9 protein-coding genes and 5 pseudogenes are annotated in these 13,072 nt (G+C 43.5%); 10 read left to right on the forward strand and 4 right to left on the reverse strand.

Annotation, left to right across the window (positions count from 1 at the left end; translation table 11 throughout):
- Nucleotides 1–98: 98 nt before the first annotated feature.
- From AACS92_RS18970 to AACS92_RS18985, 4 genes and pseudogenes are all read right to left on the reverse strand, one after another.
- Nucleotides 99–599 (reverse strand): annotated as a pseudogene (locus tag AACS92_RS18970) (IS110 family transposase); the annotation flags it as partial.
- Between the two features lie 121 nt (nucleotides 600–720).
- On the reverse strand, nucleotides 721–1,056 hold the full coding sequence (locus tag AACS92_RS18975; protein WP_445286138.1) for a transposase: 336 nt from the start codon (nucleotides 1,054–1,056) through the stop codon (nucleotides 721–723).
- Between the two features lie 188 nt (nucleotides 1,057–1,244).
- Entirely contained in the window at nucleotides 1,245–1,553 is a 309-nt protein-coding gene (locus AACS92_RS18980; RefSeq protein ID WP_099109194.1) for an IS630 transposase-related protein, read from the reverse strand.
- A 52-nt stretch (nucleotides 1,554–1,605) separates the two neighbouring features.
- A pseudogene (locus tag AACS92_RS18985) lies at nucleotides 1,606–1,925 on the reverse strand (IS1-like element transposase); the annotation flags it as partial.
- A gap of 83 nt (nucleotides 1,926–2,008) precedes the next feature.
- Here AACS92_RS18985 and AACS92_RS18990 point away from each other — a divergent pair.
- The 10 genes and pseudogenes from AACS92_RS18990 to AACS92_RS19035 all read left to right on the forward strand — a co-directional run.
- Nucleotides 2,009–2,431 (forward strand): annotated as a pseudogene (locus AACS92_RS18990) (conjugal transfer protein TraG N-terminal domain-containing protein); the annotation flags it as partial.
- Between the two features lie 417 nt (nucleotides 2,432–2,848).
- A pseudogene (locus AACS92_RS18995) lies at nucleotides 2,849–3,461 on the forward strand (IS30 family transposase).
- Between the two features lie 734 nt (nucleotides 3,462–4,195).
- Nucleotides 4,196–5,587, forward strand: a complete 1,392-nt coding sequence (locus AACS92_RS19000; protein WP_099109196.1) for a M28 family peptidase — start codon at nucleotides 4,196–4,198, stop codon at nucleotides 5,585–5,587.
- Entirely contained in the window at nucleotides 5,502–7,058 is a 1,557-nt protein-coding gene (locus AACS92_RS19005) for a Gfo/Idh/MocA family oxidoreductase (protein ID WP_339373561.1), read from the forward strand. Before AACS92_RS19000 ends, AACS92_RS19005 begins: the two co-directional genes overlap by 86 nt.
- Nucleotides 7,051–8,286 carry a DegT/DnrJ/EryC1/StrS family aminotransferase gene (locus AACS92_RS19010; protein WP_099109198.1) on the forward strand — a complete coding sequence of 412 codons (1,236 nt, stop codon included), beginning with the start codon at nucleotides 7,051–7,053 and terminating at the stop codon, nucleotides 8,284–8,286. The genes AACS92_RS19005 and AACS92_RS19010 overlap by 8 nt, the downstream gene beginning before the upstream one ends.
- Nucleotides 8,283–8,987 (forward strand): methyltransferase, encoded by a 705-nt coding sequence (locus AACS92_RS19015; protein WP_099109199.1) that lies wholly within the window; start codon nucleotides 8,283–8,285, stop codon nucleotides 8,985–8,987. The genes AACS92_RS19010 and AACS92_RS19015 overlap by 4 nt, the downstream gene beginning before the upstream one ends.
- Nucleotide 8,988: 1 nt before the next feature.
- Nucleotides 8,989–9,786: an inositol monophosphatase family protein gene (locus AACS92_RS19020; protein WP_099109200.1), complete on the forward strand. Its 798-nt coding sequence runs from the start codon at nucleotides 8,989–8,991 to the stop codon at nucleotides 9,784–9,786.
- Entirely contained in the window at nucleotides 9,787–10,383 is a 597-nt protein-coding gene (locus AACS92_RS19025; RefSeq protein ID WP_099109201.1) for a GNAT family N-acetyltransferase, read from the forward strand.
- 2 nt (nucleotides 10,384–10,385) lie between these two features.
- Entirely contained in the window at nucleotides 10,386–12,512 is a 2,127-nt protein-coding gene (locus AACS92_RS19030; RefSeq protein ID WP_099109202.1) for a hypothetical protein, read from the forward strand.
- Between the two features lie 245 nt (nucleotides 12,513–12,757).
- Nucleotides 12,758–13,072 (forward strand): annotated as a pseudogene (locus AACS92_RS19035) (IS982 family transposase); the annotation flags it as partial.

Raw genomic sequence — 13,072 nt, forward strand, 5'->3', positions numbered from 1 at the left:
TTATGACAGTAACGACAAATCACATCCACTTTAGCCATATCTCACCCAGAATAAAAAGTAGGGAGTTTATCACAAGATCTAATCATTGGGAGCATGACCAGAATATCAGGCAGATGTTGTCTCAGCTGCTGGATACCCACTGGAATAATCAATCCCAATTCAGCCAGAAAAGCCCGTATCTGATTGGTAAGTGCAGTCCGTTGTTCCACCATAAGCTGTCGGGCGCTACGCAGTGCTTTGATATCTTGCTGTTCCACGGTTTTGATCGGGATAAAATGGATACCTGGACGACAAGCTGCCTCACAGATAGCGAGTGCATCATTCGCATCGTTCTTTTGATGGTGGATAAAGGCTTTGACATGCTGCGTGGGGATGAGCCTGACGGTATACCCCATTGCCTGCAGTATTCTACCCCAATGATGAGAAGTCGCACACTCTTCTATGGCAATAAGCGTTGCCGGAGGGAAAATCCGTACTGCATCAAGAAATTTTTGCCGTGAAATCTTTCTGTTAGAGGCCACGGAACCGTCTGCCATCCAGACGCAGATCTGAAAAACGTTTTTGGCGAGGTCAATGCCAACGACTTTGAGAGTATTCATGATGTGTTCTCCCGAAACTCAGTGCACCGGATAACAGGATGACTCTGTTTATAGCGGGAAAAGGGGGACGTCCATCACATCACTGCTCGTCTATTTCACAGATATAGCAGAATCAAAATAATCAGGCATATTTTATATACGTCATAAACAGTTCATCAATTGAACACCTCTCTCGCCGTCTTATCGCTTTGACTTCCGCCCATTTCGGTTCGATGGGATTCAAATCCAGGCTGTAAGGGGGTAACCATTCCAACAGGCAACCGTGGTCTGCTACCGCTTTTATCGTATCATGCCGTTTATGGAATGAGGCATTATCCATGACAATCACGGTGCCGCTTGGGAGCTTGGGCAGCAAATCTTGTGTCATCCAGGCGTGAAAGACATCCGCATTAATGCTTCCCGAAAATAAGCTTAAGGTCACGAAGGTCTTTTTGAGGATCGCACCAATGACATTTATGCGGCCTTTGGCCTGTCAGTCGTGTGTCCCGAAGCAGCGCCGCCCTTTCGCCGAATAGCCGTGTGTGCGGGGCATCGACTGGGCAAAACCGCTTTCATCCAGATAAACAATCGGTTTCCCCGCTTGCTCATAGTGGCCGATGCGTTCGATAAAAGCCTGACGAGCCTGAGCGTCAGCATTGGGGGGGCTTAGCGTTTTTTTTTAACCGTTATTTTCAGCCGTTTCAAGGCGTAGTGGATAGCAGACTGCGCAACACCCAGGCGTTTTGCTCTTTCCCATTGATAATCATCGGGATAATTTTGGACATCGGTGAGAAGCGCTTCATCACTGATTTTCGTGGGCGGCTTATTCCGTGTCACACAGGGTTCTATTTTGTGATGCCACCGAAATAAGGTCCGCATAGAAATATCAAAATGGTCGCTCGTTTGTTCAAAAGTCAACGAATGTTTGTCTTTGTATGCCAATACTCGCTTTCGAAAATCCAGACTGTAGCCCATTGCACTTTATCCTTTGTTATGTGAATCCAGATATTATGTCATATTAATATGATTCTGCTATAATGTGAATCTCACTGCCCGCCAGCGGCAGCGTGGTTACTTGTCTTGGTGTGAGTTTTTTAATGTGCGAATGACCGTGTTAATGCCGACTTTCAGAGCCCGAGCCGTGCCCCTGACACCGGCGTTATTCATGGCCATATCAATAATCCGCTCTTTCATACCGGGATGGCAGTCTTGATAGGTATAGTTCAATTGGAAGGTTTTACGGCAAGCATAGCAGTGATAGCGAGGATGCCCAGTACGCCCTTTTCCATGCCCTTTAACTTCGTCTGTTTTATGACAGTAACGACAAATTACATCCACTTTAGCCATATTTCACCCAGAATAAAAAGTAGGGAGTCTATCACAAGATCTAATCATTGGGAGCATGACCTAAAAACACGCGGGCTTATCAGGAAGCGGTGATCCTGATGGCGTTGTATATCCTGATACCCCTGATTGTGCTGTTTGCGGCCTATGAGTTTAAGACCATCTTTACGCTGACGTTTGTGATTTTCGCATTGAACTTTTTGACCTTCTGGTGGGAACTGGCACGTTGGTTGGACAGCCATTTACTGGAAGCCCTGTACGGCTCAGACACCCACAGCTTGTTTAATCTGGCAGGTATGCAGATCACCTCGGATGATTTGATTATGGGGCTGGTGATGGGGACGCTGTTTATTGTCCTGCCGATGGTCTGGCTGGACACATTAGCGTGGGACGGTGTGCGAATGGGGGATGTGGCCGGTATGATGAGCTAGGGCGTGGGGCAGGTCAGGCAATCTGCCGGCATGTTCGTGCAGCTGGTGATGCAGAAGATGATGCCGAAAGGAAAATAATCAGATTAAGAGCTTAAAACTTAAGGGACAGGGTGCTGTTCCTTCGTAGATTCATACAATAAGTGCAACGCTGATGAAGAAAAAAGGTGGGAGGTTAACTGCTGACAGATTACTCTATTCATCGACCGAAACAAGTGTGAGTACCATGATGCGTATTATCACGAAGAAGATCACTTATTATCCCCCTGTGTCAGCATAGTTGTCGCCAATAGAACTAATGTATTAAAGGAACAACTATGCCAACCAATCCGGTTCCAATCGATATCAAACAACAGGGTCAAATGTGGCTTAATCTATTGCAAAAATAATTGTAATTTTGGTGACAACTAACTTGAAAAATAGCGATATTGGGTGATCTCCATTCGTGATAATACGCACATGATGTATCAACAGTTAACCGAAGGTAAAAAATATTAGATTTCCTTGTTTCATGCTGAAAAAATTTCTCAGACTGAGATTGCCAAAAAAATTGGTGTACATAAATCGACCGCGTCCAGAGAGTTCAGCCAGATACAACCGCTCTGAGACAGAATATCCTCCCAATAATGCGTGCAATATTAGTCAGTTACGCGGATTTATTCCAGTAAACGGAGCATGAATGACGACACAATTGAATTTGCTGAAGCCGCACTGGAGTGGATCTGGAGTCCTGAGCAAATCAATCACATCGCTCGGCATCTGGGAAAGACGGTCACCCATGAATGGATATATCGGCATGTTGCCAGAGATAAACGGGATACGAGAAAGTTGTATCTATACTGGTGGCGAATTTAGTGAGCATCAGACAATCGCGAAGGCACTGGAAATAGAGACCTAATTTGCCCATCCATATGCATCCTCCGAGCGAGAATTAAACGAAAATTGTAACAGTCTGCTGCGCCAGTTTATTCCCAAGGGAACGGACTTACGAGAAGTGAGTAATGAAGAAATACAGAGAGTGGTGGTATTCATAAATTATCGGCCGAAGAAACGTCTGGGTTTAAGACAACATCAAGTGATTTTTGACGAACTACGGCGGGAACAGTATTAGTGGGTAGTGTTGCACTCTAAAGTTGGATCCGTCTTTCAGGCACTTATTTTTAGAATGAGAGCTATAAAGTATACTGACAGTTGACTCACCTTTCAATCATGCACCTGTTACACTTATTGTATTAATCCAGCCTAACTTATTTCATTGTATTATTTTTTAATGAGAATACTATTATGAATTTAATTTATTATTTAATTATTCTTTTTATGTATGCCAATCCAACTTCAAGATGCGTGTTATATTTTCCCGCGTCGCGAGGAAATATAGGGCTTCACGTTGTTTTACTCGTAGCTACTTGAAGTTTATAGAGTATAGTAAACTTGTTCGATGATAAAAGTGTCTTAATCTATTGCAAAAATAATTGTAACTTTGGCGAAAGCTGACTTGAAAATAGCGATATTGGGCGACCTCCATTCGTGACAATACGTATTTTAAGAGTAAAATAAATATTATTCACTATTATTGGTTTTTAAATTTTATTTTAAGTCATAAAAGAGAATCTAACTTATAAAAAAAACCAATAAGAATATCTGATGTGATATTTATCAAAAGTGTGATCATTAGTAATGATAATTTTATTTTATTTATATACATTACTTGCTGTATTTATATGTAATAGTATTGATGGTTATATAGTAGTCCTTTTTAAATTACCTGCGTTAGTTTAACGGTATGATGGTGTCGTGTTTAACAGATGAACCGACATCTCCTGACAGGCTAAGGAAGACCTTAATATGAACAGCACTACTAAAAATATATGTATAAAATCCGCTTTGCCTTTTTCCAAAAGCTCTTTATGTTGTTTTGTTGCAGTATCCTTTTTATTTTTTCCAGTCCTTGCAACTGCAACTGCAACAATAAAAGATACAAATTCAGTCATAAAAATTAATAAAGTGGATAGTGTACTGAAGCACATTCAGAAACTTCAAGAAATCTCAGATAAGAATGGAGGTAATCGTGAAGCAGGAAGCAATGGGCACGCTGAATCAGTACAATACTTTTCCGAGCAGCTTCGCAATGCAGGGTTGAAAGTCTGGACCGAAAAATTTGAATTTCTATATAGCAAAACTGAACATGCACAATTGATGAGTAATGGGAAAATGCTGGACCTTGTTCCCGCTATGTTCAGCGCATCGACACCTGGACCTATTAGTGCTCGTCCACACTTCATCGGTGGAAATGGATGTGAAAAACAGCAGTATCTTGATGTACCTCGTGGATCAATCATCATCATACAAGAGTCAACTAATTGTACTACGCAACGTCAACATTTGTTGGCTAATGAGTCGGGAGCCCGAGCAGCTATCATTGCTTCACATACAGATACCCCTTTATATATTTTGCAAAAGGGCACCGCACATCTAGATATACCGCTAGTGGGGATAAGCCATCCCACTTACACCAAAATCCATTCTGATCCATCTAGTTTGGTACTGGACGTTCTAATGATCACAGAACGTAGGTGGAGTATGAACCTCATTGCCGAAAATACTGGAACAAAGAATTTGCCAGCAATTGAAGTTGGTGCACATTTAGATTCAGTTCCTCAAAGTCCCGGGATAAATGATAATGCAACGAGTGCGGCACTGTTGTTAGATCACGCGACAAGTAATGCCAGTCAACCAAAATCTAGAACTTATCGATATATGTTTTGGAGCGCAGAAGAATTTATATTCGCTGGTTCACGGAGCTACCTCCAAACTGTGATAAACCCAGACAGTATCTATGCCTACGTGAATCTGGAGATGCAATCATCTCCAAACTCAGGATATTTTTATACACGAGATACTAGTGGTGGAAATGTCAGCCAAAGGATCTCGAACAGTATTATAGAAGCTTACCAAAAACTGGGCATTGAAGCAGAAGTCGACACCAATACAATACCTCGGTCTGATGATTCAAGTTATAAGGATGCTGGAATTTCCACAGGGGGACTCTGGGGAGGGTCGTTTGAAATAAAGAATCGTGAGCAGGCCATCAAATGGGGAGGGCAAGCAGGTTATCCATTCGATGGATGTTATCATCGTCCATGTGATAATTATGAACGTGTTGATCAGAATAAATTACATAAAACACAATTTGTTCTTCATCATCTCCTCGCAAAGTTGGACAACGCACATGATTGATCAATTAAAAATGACTGTTGCCGCTCTCATTCGACGCCCAGAGGATGGTGCGATTTATCTACAGCAACGACGCTGGGATTGCAAGGTACTGCCTGGTGCTTGGGATGTTGTTGGCGGAAAGGTAGAAGAAGGGGAAAGCGAACTTCAAGCTCTTGAGCGCGAGATTTTCGAAGAGACAGGATGGCAGCTAACTCGAATCATATCCGAACTTGGAGTAGACGAATATGATTTACAAGGCGACAGATGGATCGAAAAGAGCTTTCTTGTTGAGGTAAACATAAATGAAGCCGAACAGCACATTGAGCTTGATAAATACACCCATGCTCGATGGTTCCTTACCCAAGAAGAAATTCAATTATTCCTACAAGTTAATTGTTTCTTAGGCTACGGCGAACACATCTTCAACATTGCTACGCGAGCACTTTTAGAAAGTCGCACACTCTCTGAAGATATACGAGAAATCGCAGTATCTAATAGTAACTTGCATCCACTCCAGCTTGCAGTTATCGGCGCGGGAGGAAAACAAGCTGCCGAATTCTTGACACATTACTCCCGAGAAAAGGTGATTGCTGCAGTTGATATCGACAACGAAGCTAGACGTCGTACCGAAGGGATGGGATTACAGACATTCTCCTCTATTAGTGAGATGCTCGAAAAAAGCAAAATTAATGTGGAGGTGGCCTATTTAGCTGTTCCGCACGAACGTCACACTGAACTTGCTATCCAGTTACTATCAAAAGGAATTAGCGTCTTAAAGGAGAAACCCTTCGCAGTTACATGCAGGGAAGCACGCGAATTATTCCAAATTGCCAGTGAGCAATCTACGCCTGTGTTCACTACAACCTACCGTCCTTTCAGATTAATAGGGAGACAACTTAAGTCAAGCCTCCATCTTCTCGGACAGGTGTATGCATACACGTATGAGTACTCACTATCGATTCCTGATCGAACTAGTGGATGGCGTTCAAAATGGACGTCAGCACGAGGTGGAGTGATGCTGGATATGGCCTATCATCAGCTAGATTTTATTGTCTGGCTACTAGGTGAGCAGAAAATTGAATCTGCTCAGATCGCATACTGCTATGGAGAGACAGAAGTCGAACAGTTAGAGGACACAAGCACAATCCTTACCAGTTCAATCAGTGGTAATAGCGCAGGAAGAATCATAACCAACCGTCACGCACATCAAAAAATAGAACTACTGACACTCTATGGTTCACAAGGCATTGCAGTGATGAGCGACTCTATACTACATATATTTGACCGACAAGGGAATCTCCGATGGGAGGTTCGTGAGCCCCAAGGAGGGCAATGGGCAATCAAAACCATGTACCAAGAGTATCTCTCTAACCGTAATAACCCATTGTATTGGTTGCCTCACATGGAACGCCACGTGCACATCGTCGATTGCCTCACGGAAGCCTATGCCACTACTTTTAGTACAAACACAAAGGAGCAAACACATGTCTAAATTTGATATATATCAGTTTCCGCATGATCCATGGCCTCCAGCCCCAACTCCAGAAGAGGAAAATGAATTAATTTTGCAGCGACGCACGGATATCTCGATCAGTGGTCGAGCAGGTCCAATTGCTCAATTTGAAGATGAATTCAAATCGTTCTTAGGAAATAAAGTTAAGCACGCAATTACATTCAATTCCGGAACAAGTGCACTTCAAGCCGCATATTATGCACTAGGAGCTCGCAGAGGGATATCTGTTCTTGGACCGGCATTAACCTATCATGCAGCACTTAGCCCTGCCTTTTCCGTGGGTGCTGAAGTTATTCTAGTCGATATCAACCAAGAGTCTCGGTGTATCGATATTGACGCAGCAGAACAAATGATAACTGAATCATGCCGCATATTAACTGTGGTACATCAGTGGGGACATCCTGCCGATATGGATAAAGCTATCAAGTTTGCTGAAAAACACAACCTTAAGATTCTGGAGGATTGCTCTCATGCTCATGGCAGTAAGTTTCGAGGACGTCCAGTTGGAACGTTTGGTGATGCTGCTGTCTTCTCCCTGCAAACCAAAAAAGCAATCTTCGCGGGTGAGGGGGGCATTCTTGTCACGAGCGATGATTTCGTTGCTGACATCGCAACTCTAGTAGGACATTATCGTGATCGGGCACGCAATGAGGTTAAAGATAGAGATCTTCAACAATATTGGGTTACTGGCTACGGTCTGAAGACACGAATGTCTCCATTCAATGCTATCGTTGCGAAGCACAGTCTGCGTGCATTTTCACAGCGCATGACGTTTCGCCATAAATGGCTACATCGTCTTAATAATTCATTATCTCTGACAGATATATTTGAACCCATGAAAATTTCCCCGGATGTTGATATGGGGGCTTGGTATGGTTTTAAGCCTCTCATCTCACGTGCTGCGCAAAAGTTAATTGGTCGGGATCACTTGGTAAAAATTATGCAGGAAAAAGGGTTGGATGTGTCTGCTCCCTCTGGAGAAGTTCTTGCTGATCAACCGCTATATTCAGCTTCACGACATATTTGGAATCATGAACCTAGACGCGTTCAACCGATAAGGGAATTACTACCTGTTGCATATGATGTTTCCGAAAGAGCAATCTCTTTTCCAACGTTTTATCGTGCAGAAGATGAGCCCTTAGTAGCTAGTTACGAAAAAGCAATTGCCGAAATTAACCTAAAATATAAGAGATTATTAAAAATATGAAAAATATCAAGTCAGATGTGTTCCAAGAGAATCCGAAAGATGCAGAAAAAGTACTCATGCACGCTTTGCATGATATCGATTTTCCTACTGAATTTAGTCTACTAGGACGACAGTGGGAACTTATTCGTGGCGTTTTCCCTGGGACGCTCACAGGTGCGACTGAAGTTATGGCAAGCGCTCTTCCCTATCCAGTTGGTGGACGTATGCTGGAAGTAGGCTGCGGTTCGGGGGTGATCTCGGTAACTGCCGCTCTCAGCGGAGTTTCAGAAGTCGTCGCATTGGATATCAATCCTAACGCAGTAACTAATACACTTAGAAATTCAGTCCGGCATGGTGTAGAGAATAAAGTTTCCGCACGTGTGAGCGATGTATTCTCCGCGCTCGAAATGACTGAAGACTTCGACCTAATTTTCTGGAATGTTCCATGGACTTATGTTGATAGTGATTTTGATATGACCAGTGAATTACATGCGGCGGTATTCGATCCTGAATACGCTGGTCAACGTCGTTTAATTCAGGGAGCTCCAACTTACCTGCGAAAAAATGGCCGCCTACTCATAGGCACTGCTGACCTCAAAAATGGAACTGTGCTGGAGACTATTGCAAAAAATACGTCAGCCACATTATCGATGATTCAACGTATTCGTCGAATCGAAGCACCTCGAGTGATGGAATACCATCTAATGGAGGTATCTTACTAACGTGAAACTCGACAGTGAAGATGATCTCCGTCTAGCACAGCGAGTTGCAATGGAGGCAGCTAAAACAGCTATTTCTTTAAGAGAATCTAGTGAATTTGAAGTCACTTTAAAGAAAGATGGTAGCCCAGTTACCCCCGCAGATATTGGTGCTGAATTGTGTGTGCGTGAACTTATAGAATCCGAGCGTCCTAATGACCTATTCTTTGGGGAGGAGAGCGGAGGTTTAGTAAGTCATAAAGGGAGAGTGTGGATTATCGATCCTATTGACGGAACCAAGAACTTCATTCGAGGAATCCCTATCTGGGCCACACTTGTGGCTCTCATAGAAGATGGAGATCCCAAGCTCGGTGTGGTTTTCGCTCCTGAATTGAAGCGTTGTTGGTGGGCAGAAAAAGGTAGGGGGGCATACTTTAGCAACAGTCCGCAAGGAAGCGGGAACAGAATGTATGTACGGCAAGTTTCTGGTTTGAAAGATGCATACATATCAACCACGGCATTTGATACATGGCATAAACAAGGTTTACTTCAGCAATATCAGCGTTTGGCAGAGCAGACATTTTGTAACCGTGGGTTTGGTGATTTCTTGCAGCACTGCTTAGTTGCCGAAGGAATATTAGATATTGCCATAGAGCCAATTGTAGCTCCTTGGGATGTAGCTGCACTCATTCCAATAGTCGAAGAAGCTGGCGGAATATGCACTGACCTAATGGGTCAACCTGTACTAGCGAACAAAGGAGTGGGAATCGCATCCACTAGTCAGACTCTGCACAAACATGTAATTGATATATTTGGAGAATAAATGAACATGATCGTCCGGAATAAAGAAATATCAGAAATACAATTGGTGCGTTGCGTACAGACGCTGACTCGTGCTTTCGATGGATATGCCTTAATGCGGCATTTCCTCGCTGAAGATGATCACCAGCAACGAGTACGGTGCTATCAAGAAGCTTTTCTTAGAAAGGTTGGTATGACAATAGGTCACGTATGGGCTACTGATGATGGATCCGCAGTATCAATATGGACAGCACCCGATATTGAAGACGCAGAGGCAACTTTTGTTCCTCTATCTATCGAATTCGGAAAAATTGCAGGAACAAGAGAAAAGGTAATGCGGGCATCTGAAACTATCATGGCTAAAGAACGGCCCAATTTTCCATGCTGGTTTCTAGGTGCAGTAGCCGTGGATCCAGATTATCAGGGGAAAGGGTTAGGTCGTGCTGTTATTGAACCCGGCCTTGAGAGAGCCGAGCGTGAGGGATTCCCTGTATTTCTTGAGACGTCCGATGACAAAAACGTAAAGATTTATGAGCGTTTGGGATTTGAGGTGACAGCAGCATACCAACTCCCCTTTGGGGGGCCTATGACATATGCAATGATAAAACGGGGGATATAGCAATGACCACGCTTGTCATTCTATGTCATTCTGAGGAACGGTATCTTGAAGTTTGTGATTGGGGAAAACCATTTATTCCTGTCCTCATTAGAAAAGCATGGGCTCACAAGATGGTTATTGAATGGTGCCAGAGAACAGATATTTTGTTCGCTGATGATACTCCGATGACCACGCCAACCAACTTTAACATAAACCTCAATGAGTCATGCGGATGGCACAACGCAGAGAAGTTAACAGTTGCGTATTTGTCTTGTGATCAATCTGCCTTAGTTCTTGCGAAGGGTTTTCAACGTCTACGATCTGCTTCTATGCGTAGTTTCGCATCTTGGGAAGAAATAGCAAAATGGCGTAACAATCAGTTAGCTACACACGATCATCTCGTGGTAGTTTCTATTGATAAAAAAGCATCAATGAGAGACTTGTCATTATTCAACGAGTTAACTGGATTCATTGTTGTAAATTCTTTAGAACTAGGAACATTTATCCTCGCGAAGACAGTTGCTTATAGTTGTATGCAAGAAGGTGAAGATATTTGTTTTGCCCCCGCTCATAATGGCACAGAAATGCGTCAGGCTGCCGGGCTGAAGATTTTACCTGCAGATAGTGAAGAACTTACCAATTGGTCTGATCTTATCTGTGGAACTGAAACTATTGTGAGTGTTATCGGGCATGCCAGCGAAGATTACATTCGCCTCAGTAGTGATGAACTTATTTGTGGACGAATAACTGTTCAGTCACCTTCTGTATGTGGGAAACGACTACCGACTTGTATGGTAAACAACGATTGTTTCCTTCCCGGTTTGAAGCGGTTAACCACCAATGTAATACCAGGACGTGTCTTTTTCGCCAATGCATGTCTTACACTTAAGGTCGGTGAGGATGGGATATTCGATGGAGATGGCTCATATACTATCTCGCAGAGATTCCTAGAGGGTAATGCAGCAGTGTATGTTGCAAGTCCTTTTCTGAAGGATGGTCGCATCGAAGAGAATTTGGTGTTTCACGGCCTTATGGGAGCAGGGATGACCGTAGGCCAGACTGTTCGTGAATTGAACAGGGTTCTTCCTGCTTGGGGATTGGAAGTGGGCAAGGTCATTATTCTGGGAGACCCAAGCCTTAAAACCAACTCTAAAAGTAACCCTGAAAGCATAGTAAGATACAAAAAAGGTCTAGTATTCGGAATACGAGATCAGGCCTCCAATCTATCCGACAAATTATGTTACCTAAAAGGCGCGCCAAAAAGGGCGTCAGTTGCTGGATTCATTCGGAGCTCAAGTATTCCTGGAAGCCCCTGTGCTATCCTTGATTGCAATGTTAACCATCTTAACTTCAGTGAACTGACAATTGAAAAGCGAGAGCAATCACCAGAACAAGTATTATCTTCGATCAGAGGGGTTCTCGACGAATATGAACGTGTTGCATTACTTGGCATCAGGATCTCTGAGGGCCGTCAACTACTCACCGATCTCCGTAATACTTATCCCAATCTTGTTCGTCGGGCATCCAGTAGTCGCTGTGGAGGAGGTTTAGATGGAGCGTTAGTTCGAGCTCTGGAGCGCGTCGAGAAAACCGCTTCGTTAGTCGATAAAGGTATCGTAGAGAAACTGCAGCGAGAAACCAATAAGAGTGAGTACCATTTTGTTGAAGGATATCGTGATGCTTACAGGGTAATTCGCACAGATCCTTTAGGTGAAGGATGCCCTCACTGTCGATCAGAAGCCATTCGTTATCAGTTTTCCAGTCTTGACGATGCTACTGCCCAGAGGTGGATGGTAAGCTGTGTTGTTTGTGGAACAATTCAAGATGGAGTGCCAAATTTCATTGAAGGTCGAATAATTCAACTGGAAAGCACGCTCAATCCTAGAATTTTACACGGAAAGATGCTTCTGCATAACACGTGCTTTGAAGAAACCATCGTCGCCGTCGGTGGAGCGGTGACACATGGACGACGTCATGATGCTTCAGTGTTAGTGCAAAATGAACAAATAAGCATAGGCTCTAGAGGAGATGCATTGATTAATATTGAAATTCGCGTACCGTCCCCAGCCGATAGACATTGTATGTATTTGCGTATGTATTTTGTTTCTCTTGGGAGGGTAGGCTTCTGTGGGCGAGAATTCTTTGTATGATAAGATAATAGAATATTCGCGAATACCTTTTGACGGGGGAGCTAAGTGGTTAAGAGAGAATGCCGTAAATCCTGTCCTCCGTCTCACAGTAATGTACAATTATTACCGACATGCTGTTCATCCTGATGATGGAATTCCCCATTCATTATATTTAACCTGAATTCTGGATAAGAAATTGACGAGAGGCCTGTTCCAGGAGCAAAGTTTTGGTGAAAGCCTAAAACGACTCCGGGGAGGAACAGGCCATGGACAAGTTAGTTGAAATTTTCTGCGATGTCGACGACTTTTGTCGTCTTTTCATCCCCCAGTGGGAGCCGTTTTGTCTCGATAACGGATACCGCCTGCGCCGCAGACAAGGCCGCATGTATCCCAGTGAAATCATGACAATTTTAATCCTCTTTCAGCGGTCGCATTACCGTGATTTTAAAAACTTTTATTTGGAGCATATCTGGCAATACCATCACCGCGACTTCCCCTCCTTGCTCAGTTATACCCGTTTTATCAGCGTTGCCCCGTCCGTTTTGGTCCCCTTATCCAGTTATCTGACTCAATTAAAAGGA

This window comes from Xenorhabdus sp. KJ12.1, from assembly GCF_963876495.1.
Classification (GTDB): domain Bacteria; phylum Pseudomonadota; class Gammaproteobacteria; order Enterobacterales; family Enterobacteriaceae; genus Xenorhabdus; species Xenorhabdus stockiae.

Bases quoted from the DNA above. Each gene is read 5' to 3' on its own strand.
- AACS92_RS18980 (WP_099109194.1), bottom strand. From the start codon at position 1,553: ATGGGCTACAGTCTGGATTTTCGAAAGCGAGTATTGGCATACAAAGAC.
- AACS92_RS19000 (WP_099109196.1), top strand. From the start codon at position 4,196: ATGAACAGCACTACTAAAAATATATGTATAAAATCCGCTTTGCCTTTT.
- AACS92_RS19005 (WP_339373561.1), top strand. From the start codon at position 5,502: ATGAACGTGTTGATCAGAATAAATTACATAAAACACAATTTGTTCTTC.
- AACS92_RS19010 (WP_099109198.1), top strand. From the start codon at position 7,051: ATGTCTAAATTTGATATATATCAGTTTCCGCATGATCCATGGCCTCCA.
- AACS92_RS19015 (WP_099109199.1), top strand. From the start codon at position 8,283: ATGAAAAATATCAAGTCAGATGTGTTCCAAGAGAATCCGAAAGATGCA.
- AACS92_RS19025 (WP_099109201.1), top strand. From the start codon at position 9,787: ATGAACATGATCGTCCGGAATAAAGAAATATCAGAAATACAATTGGTG.
- AACS92_RS19030 (WP_099109202.1), top strand. From the start codon at position 10,386: ATGACCACGCTTGTCATTCTATGTCATTCTGAGGAACGGTATCTTGAA.